This window comes from Hyunsoonleella sp. J2K-J805, from assembly GCF_057167125.1.
The window spans coordinates 3,235,017-3,255,078 of sequence record NZ_CM169901.1 but is presented as its reverse complement, the minus strand read 5'-3'; the positions used below and the strand labels follow the sequence as shown (position 1 = coordinate 3,255,078).

Sequence of the window (20,062 nt, the reverse complement as noted above, 5' to 3'; positions counted from 1 at the left end):
CATAATAATCAATGGTAATAATATCCCTTTGCGTCTTTGTGCCTTAGCGAGAGATTATTAATCTAGAAAATGTTTTGCATGCAAAAGTGCTTCATCGATACCGCCAGGATTCTTACCACCGGCGGTAGCAAAAAATGGTTGCCCACCACCACCACCTTGGATATATTTCCCTAATTCCCGAACCACCTGTCCTGCATTCAAGTCTTTGCTAGACACCAATTCTTTAGAAATATAACAAGACAATAAAGCTTTACCATTTTGTTCAGTAGCTAAAAGTAAAAACAAATTATCATACTGACTACCTAATTCAAAAGCTACATCTTTCAATCCACCAGCATCTAAATCTAATTTTTTGGCTAAGAAATGAACGCCATTAATCTCTTGAAGTTCACTTTTTAGTTCATTTTTTATGTTTTTAGCCTTGTCTTTCAGCAAAGTTTCAATCTGTTTCTTCAAGTTGGCATTTTCTTCTTGAAGATTTTGAAGTGCCTTAACAGGTTCTTTAGCGTTGTTTAGCAAGTCTTTCATCTCAAAAAACGCTCTGTTATTTTCAAAATAAAAATCTTTAACAGCATCATTAGTAATCGCCTCTATACGTCTTATTCCAGCAGCAACTGCACCTTCTGATACAATTTTAAAATGCCAAATATCGGCCGTGTTGTTTACATGTGTTCCCCCACACAATTCTATAGATTTTCCAAAGCGAATAGAACGCACCGTATCTCCATATTTTTCACCAAACAAACTCATGGCACCATCAGCAATAGCTTCTTCTTTTGGTACATTCCTTTTTTCAATTAAAGGCAACTTCCCTTCTATTCTTCTATTTACAAAGTTCTCTACATCTCGCAATTCTTCAACCGTTAATTTAGAAAAATGTGAAAAGTCAAAACGCAAATACTTAGAGTGTACCGCACTTCCTTTTTGCTCCACATGCGTACCTAAAACTTCCCGCAATGCTTGATGTAATAAATGTGTTGCTGTATGATTACATTCCGTTCTATGGCGTTGTTTGGAATCTACTACTGCCTTGAAAGTTTTATCTAGATGTTTTGGTAAGTTTTTAGCAAAATGAATAATGACATTATTCTCCTTTTTGGTATCTAAAATATAAACCACATCGCCGTGGGTATCTTCTAAATAACCTTTATCGCCCACTTGTCCACCGCCTTCAGGGTAAAACGGTGTTAAGTTAAATACCAATTGATACATATCACCTTCTTTTTTAGAAGACACTTTTCTATATCTAGTTAGCTTCACGTTAGCATCAAGGGTGTCATACCCAACAAATTCCTCTTCTGCATCATCTACTAAAATTGTCCAGTCATCCGTTGACATTTCGCTGGCTGCTCTGGATCGGTCTTTTTGCTTTTGCAGTTCTTTTTCAAAACCTTTTTCGTCAAGTTTTAGTCCTTTTTCAGAAAGGATCAACGCTGTTAAGTCTATTGGAAACCCATAGGTATCATACAGTTCGAAAGCTTTTTCACCTGAAACTATATCACCTTTAGTCTCTTCAACGATACCGTTTAAAAGTACCAAGCCCTGATCTAAAGTTCTTAAAAATGACTGCTCTTCTTCCTTAATGACATTTTCAATGAGTTGCTTTTGAGCTTTCAATTCAGGAAATGCTTTTCCCATTTGCTCGCTCAACACATTAACCAATCTATATATAAATGGTTCTTTTTTATCTAAAAATGTAAATCCATACCTAACCGCCCGACGCAAAATTCTACGTATAACGTAACCCGCACCTGTATTACTTGGTAACTGCCCATCGGCTATTGAGAATGCCACAGCACGAACATGATCTGAAATTACACGAATAGCAATATCTGCTTTCTCATCTTTACCATACTTTTTATTTGTTATGGTTTCAATTTCTCTAATTATTGGCGTAAACACATCAGTATCATAATTAGATTGAACACCTTGCAATACCATGCACAAACGCTCGAAGCCCATACCCGTATCAATATGTTTATTAGGCAAAACTTCTAATGTGCCATTAGCTTTTCGGTTGTACTGCATGAACACCAAATTCCAAATCTCAACCACCTGTGGATGATCCATGTTTACCAAACTCTTGCCATCAACTTTGGCTTTTTCCGCTGCAGAACGAATATCAACATGTATTTCGCTACATGGTCCACAAGGGCCTTGGTCTCCCATTTCCCAAAAGTTATCCTTCTTGTCTCCTTTTAGAATTCGGTCTTCAGAAATATGCGCTTTCCAAAAATCGTAAGCCTCGGTATCCATTTTAGTACCGTCTTGTTTATCACCCTCAAAAACAGTAACGTAAAGTATATCTTTATCTATGCCATACACTTCGGTTAGCAATTCCCAAGCCCAAGCAATGGCCTCTTTCTTAAAGTAATCGCCAAAACTCCAATTCCCCAGCATTTCAAATAGCGTGTGGTGATAGGTATCGTATCCTACTTCCTCCAAATCGTTATGCTTACCAGATACACGCAAACACTTCTGCGTATCGGCAATTCTATTGCTTTTTGGTTCGGCGTTCCCTAAAAAGTATTCCTTAAAGGGCGCCATCCCAGAATTCACGAACATCAGGGTAGGATCATCCTTTAATACCATGGGAGCAGATGGCACAATACTATGCTTTTTGTCTTCAAAAAAGCTTAAGAATTTAGACCTTACTTCTTGAGATTTCATCTATATAAATATGCTATTTCTCGTTAAATTACCGTATTTGTAAAACAATTTTTATCTTTACTCGCTAACATTAATTTTTAATATTCTTGTTAGCGCACCTATTGTTTATCTTTTTCAGATTATGCTGATAATAATTTTTGATAGGTTTAATCGTTTTAGCTATAAATTTAACGTGTTATTATTGTCCTTAATTAGCTGCAAAAATAGCATAATTTAAGTAATGAGTAAGGTAAAATATTATTACGACCCCGAATCGCTTTCCTATAGGAAAATAGAGCGTAAAAAACGTAATACCTTTAAGTTTATCATGGTATTCTTATTGGCCTCGGCACTTTTTGCTTTTTTATTTGTTTTTATTGCTGGCCATTATTTTGAATCTCCAAAAGAAAAAGAGCTTAAGCGAGAACTTGCAAATATGCAACTGCAATTTGATTTACTTAATAAAAAAATGAGTGAAGCGGAAACTGTGTTGGCAAATATAGAAGACAGAGACAATAATATTTACCGTGTTTATTTTGAAGCAAATCCTATCCCAGAAGAACAACGACGCGCAGGTTTTGGAGGGATAAACCGCTATAAGAATTTAGAGGGCTACGATAATTCCTCATTGATTATTGAAACAAGCAAACGATTGGATGTGTTACAAAAACAAATAGTGGTACAATCTAAATCACTTGACGAAATAGCTGTTTTAGCAGAGGAAAAAGAAAAATTATTAGCGGCTATTCCTGCGATACAACCTGTAAGCAATAAAGATTTAACGCGGATGGCTTCTGGTTATGGTATGCGTACCGATCCGTTTACTAAAGCACGTAAAATGCATAAAGGCATGGATTTTACAGCACCTAGAGGTACTCCTGTTTATGCTAGTGGCGATGGTGTAGTTATTCGCGCAGACTCTGGATCTAGCGGCTATGGAAAGCATATTAGGATTAGTCATGGTTTTGGTTATGTGAGCCTTTATGCGCATTTGTACAAATACAACGTAAGAAAAAACCAGAAAGTAAAGCGTGGTGATCTTATAGGTTTTGTTGGCAGTACCGGACGTTCTGAAGCGCCGCACTTACATTATGAAATTAGAAAAGATGGAAAAAACATTAATCCAATAAACTTCTATTATGGTAGTTTAACCCCAGAGGAGTTCAATAAACTTCTGGAACATGCTTCCTTAGAAAATCAATCTCTTGATTAATGCATATAGATTTACCAGAAAAGCGATATTATGGTATTGGCGAAGTAGCCAAGGCATTTGATGTGAATACATCGCTTATTCGATTTTGGGAAAAAGAGTTTGATATTCTAAAACCTAAAAAGAACGCTAAAGGCAACCGAAAGTTTACACCAGAGGATATCAAAAACCTTAAGTTTATTTATCATTTGGTAAAGGAGCGTGGGTTTACATTAGAAGGTGCTAAAATTCATCTGAAGGAAGAAAAAAAACAGGCATTAAGCAACTTTGAAATCGTTAGTAAGCTTGAGGATATAAAAAGTCAGTTGATTAAGATTAAGAATCATCTTTAGGATACACCTTAAACAAATCAATAAAAAAGAGACAAACAGCTTGCTCTAAACCATTTTACCTACTCCAATTTTTATTACTTTTAGACAATTAAAAAACATGTAACTTTTAAACCAATTTTGAGTCTAACTATTAACACTAAATATTAATTAAAACTATTATCATGAAGAAATTTTTGCCATGGATTATCATTGGAATTATAGTCATTGGACTTTATTCTTGGGGAAAGAATTTTAATAATACTGCAGTTAATTTAAAAGAAACAGCCACAAAAACCTGGGCTAATGTTGAAAGCAGTTATCAAAGAAGAAATGATCTGATAGGTAACCTTGTTAAAACTGTGCAAGGTGCCGCCGATTTTGAAAGAGGCACTTTAAAAGATGTAATCGAAGCTCGAGCCAAGGCCACTTCCATGAATATAGATCCATCTAATTTAACACCAGAACAAATCGCGAAATTTAGTGAAGTACAAAGTGGATTATCTGGCGCTTTAAAAAGCTTATTGGTTACAGTAGAGCGTTACCCTGAATTAAAAGCAAACCAAAACTTTTTAGAATTACAGGCACAATTAGAAGGTACTGAAAATCGTATTAACGTAACAAGAGATCGCTTTAATGAGGCTGTAGAGCCTTACAACAAGCACATCAAAACGTTTCCAAATTCTCTGCTTGCAGGAATTTTGAATTTTGATGATATGAGTTATTTCAAATCTGAAGCTGGTAGCGAAAATGCTCCTGATGTTAATTTCGATTTTAAATAATTCGTAAGCTCCTAAGTATTCATGTCCAAAATAGAAGCATTCCTTACACAAGAAGAAGAGCAAGACATTGTAGAAGCCATTCGGCAAGCAGAACTTAATACTTCTGGTGAAATTCGTATTCATCTTGAAAAAACTGCCAATGGCGATGCTACAAATCGCGCTTTAGAATTGTTTCATTTCCTTAAAATGGACAATACAAAATTGCAAAACGGCGTACTTATTTACGTAGCTATTGAAGATAAAACCTTTGTAATTTATGGTGACAAAGGTATTAACGATGTGGTAGCACCTAATTTTTGGAACAGCACTAAAGATGTGATGCAATCCTATTTTAAAAATGGTGATTTTAAACAAGGTTTGGTTGAAGGTATTCTGAAATCAGGAGAACAGCTTCAAAAGTACTTTCCTTATGAAGATGGTGACACAAACGAATTGACAAACGAAATTTCTAAAGGATAGTTTTCCGCATGCAGTATCTGGTCTTTATTAAGCAGTCGCAATCGCAACTAAAAAAGTTTTTCTTTTTTACTGTATTTGCATGTCTTGCCTTTAATTTTTCTTTTGCGCAGTATGAAATCCCACCTAAACCATCAAAAACAAATCCTGATGCCGTTTATGATTATTATAATTTATTAAACGCATCACAAAAACAAAACTTAGAGCGTAAACTCATTAAATATTCTGATACAACCTCAACACAAATTGTAATTGCCATTATTCCTTCCACCAAAGGTGAAAATATAAATTACTTAGGAGCTAAATGGGGACAAAAATGGGGTATTGGACAAGAAAAAGAAGACAACGGTATTCTTGTTTTATTAGCAAGAGATGACAGACGTATTACTATAAACACGGGCTATGGCGTGGAACATTTACTTACAGACGCCATGTCAAAACGTATTATTGAAAGAGACATTATACCTTATTTTAAGCAAAATGACTACTATGGCGGACTAAACCGAGGCACAGATGCTATTTTTGAGGTAATGAATGGCGAATATAAAGGTACTCGCCAATCTTCGAACGGTAGCGGTATTCCTATGGGTCTAATTTTCATTTTGTTTTTTATTTTCATTATCATCTTGATATCCATCTCAAAAAATCGACGCGGTGGCGGCAGTAGCGGTGGCAGAACTGGAGGTGTTGATGGTCGAGACTTATTGGAAGCCATTATATTTAGTAATATGGGACGTGGCAGCTACAGAAGAGGCTCTTCTGGCTGGGACGGTAGTTCTAGCGGCGGAGGCTGGTCTTCTGGCGGTGGCGGAGGCTTCGGCGGAGGCTTCGGCGGCGGAGGCTTTGGAGGTGGTGGTGCTTCTGGGGGATGGTAATTATGAAAAATACTTTATTTATAATAACACTTCTTATAATCTTGGTTTCATGTAAAACCAAAACCAATTCAGCTACATTAAAAAATCAAGCTGTAGTCCAAGATTATGCCAACTTTTTTTCTGAAGAACAAAAGGGTTCATTAACAGGTAAAATCATTCGTTATGAAGCTAGCTCTTCAAATGAAATATGCGTGTATACGCTAGACTCAATTCCTAATAACTCTTCGGCACACCTTTATGCTGCGCACTTAGCAAACAGATTAGGAGTTGGTAAAAAAGAAAAACATAATGGAGTCTTAGTTTTAATTTCAAAATACGATAGAGAAATTGCGATAGCGACAGGACTCGACACAGAGAAATATTTAACAGATTACAAGTGTAAAATCATAATAGACAGTACTATAGTACCGAAATTTAAAAAAAACGAGTTCTACAAAGGAATAAATAATGCTATAGACAGTATTATTACTATGTGGAAATAACTACTTCTTCCGCATATAAACACTTATCGGCACGCCATTAAACCCAAAGTTCTCGCGTAGCTTATTTTCCAAATAGCGCTTGTAAGGATCTTTTACGTATTGTGGTAAGTTGCAAAAAAATGCAAATTGTGGTTGTGGTGTGGGCAACTGCATGATATATTTAATCTTAACGAATTTGCCTTTATATGCTGGTGGTGGATAGTGGTCTATTATTGGCAATAATACTTCATTAAGCTGACTCGTCTTAATCTTTTTAGAACGGTTTTTATAGACCTCAACTGCAGTTTCAATCGCCTTATAAATTCGCTGTTTTGTAAATGCTGAAATAAATACAATTGGTACATCAGTAAAAGGTTCCATCTGTTTTCTTATTGCCTTTTCATAGTCTTTCATCGATTTATGATCCTTCTCTACTAAGTCCCACTTATTTACTAAAACCACAATACCTTTACGGTTACGTTCGGCTAGCCAAAATATATTTTGAACCTGTCCATCAAAACCTCTGTTAGCATCTAAAACCAAAAGACATACATCGGCATGCTCAATAGCTCTAACACTTCGCATTACAGAGTAAAACTCCAAATCTTCTTTTACCTTTGATTTTCGCCTAATTCCTGCGGTATCTACCAAATTAAATTCAAAACCAAAGCGGTTATATTTAGTATCTATAGCATCTCGTGTTGTACCGGCAATATCAGTAACAATATATCTATCTTCTCCAATTAGAGCATTTATAAATGACGATTTCCCTGCATTTGGTCGACCAACCACGGCAAAACGCGGTAAGTCTTCTTCAATTACTTCTTCTTTTTCTGGTAGTGCCTCAACTAACGCATCTAGTAAGTCTCCTGTACCACTTCCGTTAATACTGGCTACTGTGTAATAATCTCCTAATCCTAATGCATAAAACTCTACAGCATCTTCGGCACGTTTTCCGTTATCAACTTTGTTCACCACCAAAAAAACTGGTTTTTTAACTTTACGAAGTAATCGCGCTACATCTTCATCCATCCCTGTAACACCAGTTTCTACATCCACCATAAAAATTATGGCATCTGCTTCATCAATAGCAAGCTCAACTTGTTTATCAATTTCGGCTTCAAAAACATCATCACTCCCTTTTACATAGCCACCGGTATCAATTAGGGAAAACTCTCTTCCATTCCAATCGGTTTTTCCATAATGCCTGTCCCTAGTCACGCCACTAACTGCATCAACAATAGCTTCTCGTTTTTGTATCAAACGATTAAAAAACGTTGACTTTCCAACATTTGGTCTTCCTACTATAGCAACTATATTTCCCATGCTTCTTTAATTGGGTGCAAAGGTACTATATAAAATTGAAGAAAAAACAGTAATTTAACGAAGCAAACTAAACATTATGCCAACTACTAAAGACATTGTTTTAAGGCCTCGCTTTAAAATTGAATTGACTGAAAACAATGAAGTGGTTTTAAAGCGGTTTGAAGACTTAAAGACATCTCAAACCGACTTTACAATTACTAGAATTGACAATCATGTTTTTATAAAATACCCAAAGAAAGACCAGCATTTCTGGTCGCCTCAACTACACTTGGAGATTGACGAGATTGACGAAAATTCTAGTTTACTACATGGGTTATATGGCCCAAACCCAACAGTGTGGACTATGTTTATGTTTTTGCATTTTGTAGTAGCATCACTTTTTATAGCTTTTGGGATTTGGGCATTTACCAACTGGAGTCTAAAATCTGACTTTATGATACAAATAAGCCTTATGACACTTATGGTGATTATTTGGTTTGCTCTATACTTCGCCGGCAGAATAGGTAGAGACTCTAGTAAAAAAGAAATGATAATGCTGAGGGATGTAATGGACAATGTATTACAACAAAAAAAGCCTTAATTGAGGAGAATCAACCAAAGCTTTAAAACTAACTAACTCAAACTAACATTCTGAGACATACAAATATTCATTTTTGAGGTTAACTAACTGTTACCTAATCAAAAAGAAATTATTATAGTTTGAATTTAAAGTGATACAGATAACTTTACTTATTATTATAACCAAAACGCTTTAACTGCTTTTGATTGCTTCTCCAGTTTTTGTTGACTTTTACGTAAAGTTCCAAGTGAATTTGTTTATCGAAGAATTTCTCAAGGTCTTTCCTAGCCTCTACACCTACTCGTTTTAGCGCACTTCCTTTGTGGCCTATAATGATACCCTTTTGGGTTTCGCGCTCTACCATGATTACCGAACGAATTCTTATAATTTTTTCTTCCTCAAAAAACTCCTCTGTTTCAATTTCTACAGCGTAGGGAATCTCTTTTTTATAATGAAGTAGTATTTTTTCTCTTATTTTCTCATTAATAAAAAACCGTTCTGGTTTATCCGTTAATTGGTCTTTTGGGTAAAATGCTGGAGACTCTGGTAGTAAGTCTAAAATACGGTTGAACACTTCCTTTACATTAAAACCTTGCAATGCTGAAATTGGAAAAATCTCTGCATTCGGCACCTTTTCTGTCCAAAGCTGTACTTGATGCTCTAGCTGCTCTTGATTGGAAGTATCAATTTTATTTAGTAAAAGAAGTACTGGTATTTTAGCGTTGGTTATTTTTTTGAAAAAGGCTTCATCTTTAAGATGTTGCTCTCCAATTTCAACCATATAAATTAAAATATCTGCATCTTCAAAAGCAGATTTTACAAAATCCATCATTGAGGCTTGCAATTCGTAAGCTGGTTTAATTATTCCAGGTGTATCACTTAATACCACTTGAAAATCATCACCATTTACAATACCTAAAATACGATGTCTTGTAGTTTGAGCTTTTGAGGTGATAATAGACAGTTTTTCACCAACAAAGGCATTCATTAAGGTAGACTTACCAACATTAGGATTACCAATAATATTTACAAAACCTGCTTTGTGTGCCATATTTTAAATGTATTTAATTCAATATAAACAAAAAACAGGAAGCATATAGCCTCCTGTTTAATTTATAATATTTTGATAAAACCTTATTTATCTAAGATCTCCAGTAATTCTACTTCAAAAATTAACATTGAAAACGGCTTGATTTCCCCACCTGGTCGTGGATTAGCACCATATGCTAATTCCTGAGGAATAAAAAACTTATATTTAGCACCTTCATTCATTAATTGTAAGCCTTCAATCCATCCTTTAATTACCTGAGTAACACCAAATTCTGCTGGAGTACCTTTATCTACAGAACTATCAAAAACGGTTCCATCAATCAGGGTTCCGTGGTAGTGCACTTTTACTCTATCGGAAGTTGTTGGTTTTTCGCCAGTACCCTCTTTAAGCACAATATACTGCAGTCCACTATCGGTTGTCATTACGCCTTCATTAGCAACATTTTCTTTTAAGAATTTCTCACCTTCTTCTTTATTAGCAGAGAACTTAACCTCCAATTCTTTCTTTCTTTTTTCCTCCTTCTTCACATTCATTGCTTGCTGTTTTGCCATTATTGCAGACCTGTTTTTCTGCATATAGCCTTGTATTATTGACTGACGTGTTTCGTCATCTAAAAAAACCTCCGCAGAATCAAGAATCTGCATATATCCTGCTAGAAACTTGTCGTTATCTATTTCGATAAAGTTAGCACTAACCATCTCACCTATTTGCAGACCAGCAGCGTAACTTACTGAATCAGTCTCAGTTTTTAAATCAGCTTTAGTAATTTCACTTGGCTTATTTTGACACGATGCAACACTTACAACAATTGCTAAAATTGATAATTTAATTAATCTCATAGTCTATTCTTGTTTTTAATTGTCGCCAAATGTAACGAAATTAAGAACAGAAAAAAAACGTATTAACGTTCTATTTAGAAGTTATTCTTTTAGACGAAAACAGCTATTCCGGTTTGTATTGCGCATCATTTGTTAAGAGAAATTTATCTAATTCAAAACCATCCTCGCGCATGGAGAACATTACAATATGCTCACCTGTTTCTTTAATATCAAGGTAAACGGTATTTGGAACACCACAATGGTTATCTGGTACACGTTGCGCAGAAGACCAAGTCCACTTATGCTTCCCTTTACATAGCTGAATTCTTTGTCCACTCTCAGGCCAATGTCCATCCAGTCCCACATGAATGCCATTATCTTCGGCTCCACTTGAAAACGCTTTTACCCAAACATAATATTTCCCAGGGGTTGTAACATTTATTTTGTACGCCACTATCCCTCCCGCACCGGGTATAGGATAAAAATTTTCGCCTCGGATCAATTTATCTTTATGTGTTACCCTTGTATCTGGCAACGCTTCAATGTAGGCGTTTCCACTAGCATTAGCTGTATGATCGTCGATATTGAGCAACGGTGTATGTTCATTTTTTGCTCTAACATACCATTTTCTAGGACTGTTGTTATTGGAGTTAAAATGAAAAGCTTCAGCTTCTATTTCAATCATATTTTCATTTGCTTCGAACGCTATAGCTTTTTGTAAACCCTCGTCTTCAAGAACGTTAAATTTTGTAAATGAAAGTCCGTTCCATCTACCTCTAGACCAAGCCGTACCTCCTTTTTCGGGCAGTCTACCGTTAGAATGTGCATTAGAGGTTATGGTTATTACGTCCCCTGTTTTAAGGTATAGGGTTCCAAAATTTAGTTCAACCTTTTTGAATGATTCACTAACTTCTGGATTCATCACAGTTTTTGCTAAGGTTTTATTCACATTAATAGTGTAACTAGATTCTCCATCTTGTTCTGCCATAGTATGCAGTACCACATTGTACATTCCTGTTTCGCCTTTAAACGTGGTTTTTGCACTTGCAAAACCTTTACGTTGTTCTTCTTTTGAAGCATTTATTGCCAAAGCTTTGTTTCTTTTATCTTTATAATAGCTAACGTCTCCTTCTATTATTTGAAAATCTGACAATGCATTTAAAACTATAGAAGGTGCTGCCACCTCAGTTACTGTAGTTTCATTTGATTTGTTCGTAACTAGTGCTACCCAATCTCCACTTTTTTCCGGTGGCATTCCTAATGAAACCAGCTTTCCTCCAGTTACAGATTTCACTTTTCCTTTCTTTAAACGTCCTCCTTGTCTTGGGTTATACCAACGTACATTAAATTTACCCGAAACCCCTTCTAGATTCAATTTCAAAGATTCCGCCTTTGGTTGATAAATGGCATATATCTCGCCTTTTTTAGATAGAACATAATCTGTTTCGCTTTCAGTTAAATCATCTGAAACCACCATATCCTTATAAGGTAAATAGGTTTTAAAAAAATCTAAAGCATACTTGGTTTGATCCCAAAGTTTATCTCTAGAGCGCCAATCTTCACATTCTAAATCGTTATGGGAAAATTTATAACCAAAATACCACTCTACACCAGCGCCTCCTGCCATGAGATTTCCCCAAAGCACGTCTGATCTCATACTATCATGACCGGCATCATCGACATCAGGCTTTGCTCCTGTATGTGCTGGCCCTATTTCATCTAAAAAAGCTACCCACGGTTTATTAAAATCCTTAGACTTTTTTATCCATTTCTTGGTGGTATAGTTGACGTCTTCTGGCTTCTGAATTTGCATCGAAACACCGTCTATATATTGATACCCTAATAATGGATTCAAAATATGATCTTGCGCATGTGCAACGGCATGTGTGTGAATCACCACTAAATTTTTATAGGGATCGTTTGTTTTTATGTAGTGCGCCATTGCTTTTCTATCGGCATCATTTTGTGCTTTTGGCGACCAAGTTTGATAGCCATTTTCTTCACCTAAATTCCAAATAAGCCCCAAATGATGCGAAAATCTTGCTATCAATTCTCTATAATAAAGCTTACGTTGTGCTTTTAATTCACCGATATCTAAAAGCAGTTCATTTTCTGTTTCTTGTGTGATGATGTGTAGCAATATCCCCAAATCGTCCATGTGGTCAAAAACCATTTCCCATTGATCCAGCTTACTACAATCAAAACGATAGCGCTCGTGTTTATTTGTCCATGGCCAAACATCGTCTCCATCACCTTGAACGTTCATCGTTAAAAAATATACAGAGTTCATTCCTTTTGAAGCCAAATAATTTAGCGCACCGATTATTGATTTTCCCTTGCCGTCTTTCCAGATAGGATTGCCAGTTTCCCAATCGTCTTCATGGGGTTTATAAGCGTGTGTTGCTGGTGTTTGGTCAAATCCAGTATATGCTAAAAAGTTCTCAGGGCTACCAGCACCTCCTTTTAAAAATGCCTCATTGGTTTCGGCATGTGTTGCATAGGATGTACCGTTGTAAACCAGTCTCCCTTTTTGTCTAAAAACCGATGTTTCGTCTGTGGATTCTCCAATGTTAAATGTCCCCTTTATACCATGAAAACCAACAGCTTCTCCTTCATAAATACCATCACTCAATGCAATATTTTTTCCGTGTCTAAAAAACACTTCGTACTCCCATTCGCCTGCGGCATCAGGCATAAATCTTACTTTCCAAATTTTTCCAGATGAAGCACTGGTTTCTGCAGCATTTCCATCTGCAGCAAAAAAGCCTGGAACTGTAAAAATCCTTCCATTGTTTTTAAAAATAACATTAAGTCTGTAGTTTAAAAACGGATTGTTCGCATCGTTTTCATCCATCGTCTCACCTTCAAACTTAAGTGTAACTTTATGCCATTTCTTAAGGTCTCCTTCAATCACCACATAGGTATCTTGAGCTTGTAGCATATTTAAACAAAAAGAAAACACTAAACTGAAAAGTAAATTTGTTATAGATATTAAAAAGTGTTTCATTTTTTAGTTTTTATCGGACAAACAAATTAAAGGAATAAATTGTACTTTGGATTTAAAATACATTAAAATGATTAGAAATAGTCTTTTATGGCTTACCTTTTGCATCAGTTTACCCCAGTTGGTTTTTGTCCAAAATGATGCATGGATTGATAAAGATGAAAGTGAAGATTACGTAGCCAGACATGAATGTTCTTTTGTTCAGGCGGGTGATAGATTCATTATGTTTGGCGGGCGCGAAAATGCCCAACAACTAGATGAATATGATTTTAAGACGAACTCTTGGTCTCGAGGTGGTAATGCACCAAAAGAATTCAATCATTTTCAAGCCACATTTTACGAGGGGTTTATTTGGGTGATTGGTAGTTTTAAAACTAATACATTCCCAAACGAAATTCCGTCAGACCATATTTGGCTATATTTTCCTCCTACAAAAACTTGGATAAAAGGACCAGAAATACCAAAAGACAGGCGTCGCGGTGGTGCTGGTTTAGCATTACATAATGATCAATTTTATTTGGTTGGCGGCAACACCAAAGGGCACAGCGGCGGTTATGTAAATTGGTTTGACGTTTATACCCCGATAACTAACACTTGGACCGTTTTAGAAAATGCGCCGAATGCCAGAGATCATTTTAGTTGTGTCGTATCAGATAACAAAATATATGCTCTAGGAGGGCGACATTCAGGTGGTGAAGGCGGTGTTTTTAAACCTTTGATTGCTCCTGTTGATGTTTATGATCTGAACACAAATCATTGGACTAATTTAAATCAATCTTTACCAACACCCAGAGCAGCACCAAGTGTGGCTTTATTTCAAAATGAATTATTTGTTATGGGAGGTGAAGGTGCAAAAAAAGGGCCAGCCTACAAGTTAGTTGAGGCTTACAATCTAAAAACTAAAGCATGGTCTCAAAAAGCAAACATGAACTATGCGAGACATGGTACACAAGCCATTGTTTCAGGAAATGGTATTTACATTGCAGGAGGCTCACCCAAAAGAGGTGGTGGACGCCAACACAATATGGAAGTATACAATAGCGATGCGCCTAAAGGACGTAGAATTATCCCAAGCCAACTAAAACATCCTAAAACCAAGTGTATACCAATCGCTAAAGAAGCAGTTATAGCGATTGCAACTAAAAGAGGTAATTCTGGGTGTTTTATCAACTCCATACTAATTGAAGGTGAACGCGCTGATACATTTCAACTTCTTGATAATTATAATTTGAAATTGATTAAAAACAAGCAAAACTTACAATTGAAAGTAAAGTATCTGGGTGACACTAAAAAAGACACTGCCAAAATTGTGATAACCTATAACGGTAATTTAAAAACCGAAATTTTCTTGAAATCTAAATAAGCGTTAACTACGCCTCTCTAAAAGCACAACGTCAAGAGGTGAATCTAGTGTTACTTTGCCATCAACAACTTCTACATGAGTTTCAGAATAGGCATCATATAGCTCATCTTCATTAGAAAAAACACCCTTAACATCAATAACCTTTTCTCCTTTAGCTAAGCCGATTGCTACCACAACTTCGTCCTTGTAATCGTCCTTTACAAACGTTCTACTAAATACATAAGGCTCATCAGAAATCATTTGATGCACACCCACCCCTATTGCTGGATGGTCCACTCTAAACCGTCCTAACTTCTGCCAATGTTGTAGGATAGCGTTATTTTTTTCTAATTCATCCCAATTCATGAATGATCTTAAGGTGGCATCTCCTTGAGTACCTTCAACAATAAGTAAACGTGCAGATTCATCACCGTAATACACCTGTGAAGCGCCAGGGCACAACAACAACTTATTGGCTGTTTCAAAAGGCTTTTTCCTTGATGGATCGAAAGGTTGACCATCATCATGGGAACTCAAATAATTTAGTACGCTATAGCCCTTCAAATCTGCATTTAAAACGTCCGAATATTTCTGGAAGAATTCATCAATAGGCATCTGCGCCGCATTCCATTTTGCTTCAAAATTAATGAGACCATCAAAAGCGTTATCAAAATAGTTTACTTTTCTATCTCCAAAGTCAAACGCCTTTTTAGCAGAAATACCATAATTGTATACTTCTCCAACTAAATAAAAGTCATTATCATCTAAAATTTTATCTGGATTACTCTTTTTAAACTCAGCAAAGGCATTATCACAAACTTCTTTAAACTCTTGCCAAACATAAGGCTCTGTATGTTTTACGGTATCCACACGATAACCATCAATTCCAAAATCAGTAATATAATCGCTAAGCCACTTCATTATGTAAAACCTAGGTGCTCTTGGGTATCCCGTTCTTTCAAAAAAAGCATCTAGCTCAGCAACTTCTTGTTCATATCTACCTTCTGCTTTCCATTTTTCGGCAAGTTTTGGTGGCAATTCAACAGCATCATTACTCTCAGTGCGAATATCGGGAAGGTTTTTCACCAATGTACACTCTACCGTATTTTTAAAAGATTGATAATCGCATTGCGGTTCTGTTCGCACCCAAGTTTCAGGCCATAAAGGGTCTTTTTCAGTAACTGGACCTGTATGGTTTATAACAGCATCCAATAAAATACGGATACCATGGTTATGAGCCGTTTCAACTAAAGCTTTCAAATCCTCCCGTGTACCAAAATTTGGATCAATTGCCGTCCAATCCCTTGTCCAATACCCATGAAATCCATATGTATTACCGGTCCCTTCATCTGTAGCTCCATGTATTTGCTCTACAATCGGCGTCATCCAAATAGCATTGATTCCTAAATCTGTAAAATAGCCTTCTTTTATTTTTTGAGTGATGCCTTTTATATCTCCACCTTCAAAACCGCGCAGTTTTCCAGTTTCCAAGGCTCTATTAAAATTAATATCGTTAGACCTATCACCATTATTGAATCTATCAGTTAAAAGGAAATATATGCTCGCACCTTCCCAAATGAATGGGGTTTCAATATTCTCTTCAGGAGTTAGTTTTTTGTCTTTACAACTGAAAATCAATAAACCCAATAGCAAAATTAAAACGTATTTCATATTTTTATTTTTTTTGAGACCTCACAGGTTTTGGAAACCTGTGAGGTCTTATTTTCTATATATTCAATTTCAATATAAAGGACTCCAAAGGAAGCATTGTAATTTTTAATTTACCCATGCCGTTTTCAACTTTTAATACCGATTTAAATTGACCATACAATTGATCTACAACTGGATAATCACCATCCAATAACTGCCATGTCTCAATAATTTCCTTTGGAAGTTTTAAATCAAACTCTTGAACATTAGTGTCATCAAAATTTGATATTATAATGAGTTTTTCGTTATCACTCCAACGCACAAAAGACAAAACTTTATCATTATAACCTTCAGTGTTCTCCCTATTATATTGATGAATGTCTTGATATGCTCTAAATAATGCATCACTATTTATGGTGAAATTCAACAAGCGTTTATAAAAATCTCTTAACGCCGTTTCCCCATCTGATAATTGCCCACCATCAAATTGCATATTATTCATCCAACGTTGGTGTGCAGGTACGCCTACATAATCAAAAATTGATGTTCGCGTTGGCGCCCCAAAACCTGCATTTTCAGAACCGTCTTCTCCTACTTCCTGACCAAAATAAATCATCGTAGGCGATGTTGTTGACGTTGCCGAAACCACCATAGCTGGTTTACCCTTTTCTGGGTTTCCAGCAAAATCCGCACTTGAAATACGCTGCTCGTCATGGTTTTCCAAAAAATGCAACATATGATGTTCAATATCCTTTAACTCATTAAGAATTGGCGGAATATTATCTGTACTGCCTTTACCTTGCATTACACTTTTTATGGTATCATATAATTGTACTTTATCATACAAATAATCCATTTTCCCCTTTTTGATATAATCTCTGTAAAGCGATGGATTATAAACCTCAGCCAACAAAAAGGCTTCTGGATTTTTCATTTTTATGGCTGAATTCATAAAACTCCAAAATTCAACAGGCACCATTTCAGCCATGTCGTAGCGAAATCCATCAACACCTTTTTCCAACCAAAACAGAGCTATATCTCTAAACTTAATCCAAGAATCCGGAACGCCTTTATCCTTCCAGAAATCAAAATGAAGTTTATAATCTTTGTTTTCAAAACTTTCTGGGAGTTCATCAAAATCTTTTTTACCATCTGGAGCAATGCCGTAATTCACTTTTACGGTTTCGTACCAATCGTTCATATCGGGTTGCGATAAACGCGACCCATTACCCGTCCATTTTGCAGGTTGTTCTGGAAATTTATTATCCTCAAGGGGATGTTGTTCTTCACCTAAAGGGGAATACCCTTTTTTCCATTCTGGCACCTTAAAACTATCATTTGGATTGTAATAGAAGTTATTATTCTTACGATACACCACCGAAGTATCATCATCTTCACCAAAATCTTTTATGCCTTTTGGTTTTGAAATACTTTTGTAATTTCTTGCTACATGATTCGGAACAATATCTATAATCACCTTCATACCTGCATTATGAGTTCGTTTGATAAGCGCTTCGAATTCTTCCAAACGATTTTCTACATTTTCTGCTAAGTCAGGATTTACATTATAATAATCCTTAACGGCATAAGGCGAACCTGCCCTACCTTTCACCACATCGGGATCGTCGTTGGTAATGCCATATTTTGTATAATCGTTAATTACGGCATGGTGTGGCACGCCGGTATACCATATATGGCTTACGCCTAAATCCTTAATCTCCCTAAGTGCCTTTCCAGTAAAATCATTGAATTTTCCAACACCATTTTCTTCAATAGTTCCCCAAGGTTTGTTGGTAGTATTTGCATTACCAAACAAACGTGTAAACACTTGATACACTACATACTTTTTCTTCGATATTTTAACCTCGCTTATTTTAACTTCATTCACTTTTTTTTCTTTCATACAACTTAACCCCGTCATCATCAATGCTATTAATATGTATTGAATTGATTTCATTTTAATTTTGTCCCAGTAAAAAATTTAACGGTACATCCAATCGCTTGTTCCACGAATTTTCAGAATGGTCTGTACCTTCAAATTTTAAATTTTTGAAATTTTCTATGGAATAGCCTTTTGACATCATAATTTGGGTTACCGTTGGTGCATATTGCGGGTAGTGCGCATCCAAAGTTTCGGTGCCATAATCAAAATACATCCTATGATTTGTAGGATTTGGTAAGTTATTTTCCATGTATTTAAGAATTGCCCATGGCAATGGATTATTGTCAATTGGCGCAGCCCCTGGCCAATGTGTAGAAATACAACCCGCGCCTCCAAACACCTCAGGATACTCACAAATAGCATACATACTCATTAAACCACCCATGCTCGATCCCATTACAAAGGTATTTTCTTTGCTTTTAAGAACTGAAAATTCAGTATCTACAATTGGTTTTAATTCTTCAATCAAAAACTTTAGATAGTTATCACCATTAAACTCGGTTCTGTCATTAGCATTTACGGCCATCATTATAATACTATCTTGAACCTTTCTACTCAAACTTTCGAACGCTTTTTGCGGAAACAAATCTTGCCAGCGCTCTTCTCTAATATTATGAATAGCTACAACAATAAAATCTTTGGTTTTCTTTTCCTTTATCAATTTTGAAGCCCATTCGTCTACTTTCCATTCTTGTTTGTTCCAAGTGGTTGTTGAATCAAATAGCATTTGTCCATCGTGCATGTAAACTACAGCGTATTTTTTCTCTTTGGAATAATCCTTCGGCAACCATACATCTACTGGTCTTGGTGTAATGTATTTTGATGGAAAGCTATCCATCCGCATTAATATACCACTTTCTAATTTTGCCTTGGGGTAATTTCTAAATTGCGTAATTTCCTTTTTTTCAAGGTTATCGCTTGCTGTTGATTTCTGTTCTTTTTTACAAGAAACTAACAACAATAACGTAAGTGCGACGATACTATATTTCATCTGTTTAAACATTTATTTTTTCCTTTTTCAGACCTCACAGGTTTTTAAAACCTGTGAGGTCTTTACACCCCATCAAATCATTCTAAAATTAATTCTTCCAAAATTTCTACCTTATCATTCATTACATTCTCAAAATTCTCCAGATCATCGAATAGTGATAAGACAAATTCACGCTTAAAAAGAGTCGGTTTGTTGGACACCAAAGCTTGAAACGACGAGTGCACATAATCCTGAGCCTTGGGCACAAATCCGTGATATACTGCATTGGAATTAATATAAATAACTAAAGTCTTCAAGTAGCTTTCATCGTCAATCTTTACACGAGAAAACCTATCTTGAAACAAGCTTCCCATTCTCCCATAACTTTTATTGATACTCTTCGCATAAGCATTGAAAGTATTTGAAAAAGCACGAGAAATAGTTTTGGTATCAATCCCATCTTTCGTTTTTATTAATAAATGAAAATGATTCTTCAATAGACAATACGATAATATTTCCGAAACAGGGACAATATACTTTTTGACAAGATTCAAAAAATATGGATAATTTTTTTCTTCAATAAATATATCCTCTTTGTTATTGCCACAATTGTAAACGTGATAATAATTACCAGAAGTCAATGGCTCGTATTTCATGAA

The 20,062-nt window shown here is 35.8% G+C and carries 17 protein-coding genes; 8 read left to right on the top strand and 9 right to left on the bottom strand.

Annotated elements, in window-relative coordinates; translation table 11 throughout:
• Positions 1–57 precede the first annotated feature (57 nt).
• Positions 58–2,670, bottom strand: coding sequence for an alanine--tRNA ligase (alaS, locus tag AC1B0Z_RS14300; protein ID WP_483792772.1), 2,613 nt, complete (start codon positions 2,668–2,670; stop codon positions 58–60).
• Between the two features lie 220 nt (positions 2,671–2,890).
• Here alaS and AC1B0Z_RS14295 point away from each other — a divergent pair, with 220 nt between their 5' ends.
• The 6 genes from AC1B0Z_RS14295 (at position 2,891) to AC1B0Z_RS14270 (ending at position 6,762) form a co-directional block, all read left to right on the top strand.
• Complete coding sequence (locus tag AC1B0Z_RS14295) at positions 2,891–3,862, top strand: M23 family metallopeptidase (protein WP_483792771.1); 972 nt, start codon at positions 2,891–2,893, stop codon at positions 3,860–3,862.
• Positions 3,862–4,191, top strand: a complete 330-nt coding sequence (locus tag AC1B0Z_RS14290; protein ID WP_483792770.1) for a MerR family transcriptional regulator — start codon at positions 3,862–3,864, stop codon at positions 4,189–4,191. The genes AC1B0Z_RS14295 and AC1B0Z_RS14290 overlap by 1 nt, the downstream gene beginning before the upstream one ends.
• 161 nt (positions 4,192–4,352) lie before the next feature.
• On the top strand, positions 4,353–4,949 hold the full coding sequence (locus AC1B0Z_RS14285) for a LemA family protein (RefSeq protein WP_483792768.1): 597 nt from the start codon (positions 4,353–4,355) through the stop codon (positions 4,947–4,949).
• A gap of 21 nt (positions 4,950–4,970) precedes the next feature.
• The gene (locus AC1B0Z_RS14280) at positions 4,971–5,408 is read left to right on the top strand and encodes a TPM domain-containing protein (RefSeq protein WP_483792767.1); all 438 of its coding nucleotides are present in this window, start codon (positions 4,971–4,973) and stop codon (positions 5,406–5,408) included.
• A gap of 8 nt (positions 5,409–5,416) precedes the next feature.
• Positions 5,417–6,280, top strand: a complete 864-nt coding sequence (locus AC1B0Z_RS14275; RefSeq protein ID WP_483792766.1) for a TPM domain-containing protein — start codon at positions 5,417–5,419, stop codon at positions 6,278–6,280.
• A 2-nt stretch (positions 6,281–6,282) separates the two neighbouring features.
• Positions 6,283–6,762 carry a TPM domain-containing protein gene (locus AC1B0Z_RS14270; protein WP_483792765.1) on the top strand — a complete coding sequence of 160 codons (480 nt, stop codon included), beginning with the start codon at positions 6,283–6,285 and terminating at the stop codon, positions 6,760–6,762.
• Here the strand turns inward: AC1B0Z_RS14270 and der are convergent, their stop codons facing one another.
• Positions 6,763–8,067 (bottom strand): ribosome biogenesis GTPase Der, encoded by a 1,305-nt coding sequence (gene der / locus AC1B0Z_RS14265; RefSeq protein WP_483792763.1) that lies wholly within the window; start codon positions 8,065–8,067, stop codon positions 6,763–6,765.
• 76 nt (positions 8,068–8,143) lie between these two features.
• On the opposite strand from der, the gene AC1B0Z_RS14260 reads away from it, so the two are divergent.
• A complete protein-coding gene (locus AC1B0Z_RS14260; protein ID WP_483792762.1) occupies positions 8,144–8,647 on the top strand; it encodes a GTP-binding protein in 504 nt (167 codons plus the stop codon).
• Positions 8,648–8,792: 145 nt separating this feature from the next.
• Here AC1B0Z_RS14260 and era read toward each other — a convergent pair whose 3' ends face one another.
• From era to AC1B0Z_RS14245, 3 genes are all read right to left on the bottom strand, one after another.
• The gene (gene era / locus AC1B0Z_RS14255) at positions 8,793–9,677 is read right to left on the bottom strand and encodes a GTPase Era (protein WP_483792761.1); all 885 of its coding nucleotides are present in this window, start codon (positions 9,675–9,677) and stop codon (positions 8,793–8,795) included.
• A gap of 83 nt (positions 9,678–9,760) precedes the next feature.
• Positions 9,761–10,516, bottom strand: coding sequence for a BamJ family beta-barrel-assembly machinery protein (gene bamJ / locus AC1B0Z_RS14250; protein ID WP_483792759.1), 756 nt, complete (start codon positions 10,514–10,516; stop codon positions 9,761–9,763).
• A 103-nt stretch (positions 10,517–10,619) separates the two neighbouring features.
• On the bottom strand, positions 10,620–13,436 hold the full coding sequence (locus AC1B0Z_RS14245; protein WP_483792758.1) for a DUF5060 domain-containing protein: 2,817 nt from the start codon (positions 13,434–13,436) through the stop codon (positions 10,620–10,622).
• A 133-nt stretch (positions 13,437–13,569) separates the two neighbouring features.
• On the opposite strand from AC1B0Z_RS14245, the gene AC1B0Z_RS14240 reads away from it, so the two are divergent.
• The gene (locus tag AC1B0Z_RS14240; RefSeq protein WP_483792757.1) at positions 13,570–14,862 is read left to right on the top strand and encodes a Kelch repeat-containing protein; all 1,293 of its coding nucleotides are present in this window, start codon (positions 13,570–13,572) and stop codon (positions 14,860–14,862) included.
• Between the two features lie 3 nt (positions 14,863–14,865).
• Here AC1B0Z_RS14240 and AC1B0Z_RS14235 read toward each other — a convergent pair whose 3' ends face one another.
• The 4 genes from AC1B0Z_RS14235 to AC1B0Z_RS14220 all read right to left on the bottom strand — a co-directional run bounded on the left by AC1B0Z_RS14235 (position 14,866) and on the right by AC1B0Z_RS14220 (position 20,059).
• Positions 14,866–16,512, bottom strand: a complete 1,647-nt coding sequence (locus AC1B0Z_RS14235; RefSeq protein ID WP_483792755.1) for an alpha-amylase family glycosyl hydrolase — start codon at positions 16,510–16,512, stop codon at positions 14,866–14,868.
• 55 nt (positions 16,513–16,567) lie between these two features.
• The gene (locus tag AC1B0Z_RS14230; protein ID WP_483792754.1) at positions 16,568–18,448 is read right to left on the bottom strand and encodes an alpha-amylase family glycosyl hydrolase; all 1,881 of its coding nucleotides are present in this window, start codon (positions 18,446–18,448) and stop codon (positions 16,568–16,570) included.
• 1 nt (position 18,449) lies between these two features.
• Positions 18,450–19,424 (bottom strand): alpha/beta hydrolase, encoded by a 975-nt coding sequence (locus AC1B0Z_RS14225; protein ID WP_483792753.1) that lies wholly within the window; start codon positions 19,422–19,424, stop codon positions 18,450–18,452.
• Between the two features lie 77 nt (positions 19,425–19,501).
• Positions 19,502–20,059, bottom strand: coding sequence for a transposase (locus AC1B0Z_RS14220; RefSeq protein WP_483792751.1), 558 nt, complete (start codon positions 20,057–20,059; stop codon positions 19,502–19,504).
• Positions 20,060–20,062: the final 3 nt, after the last annotated feature.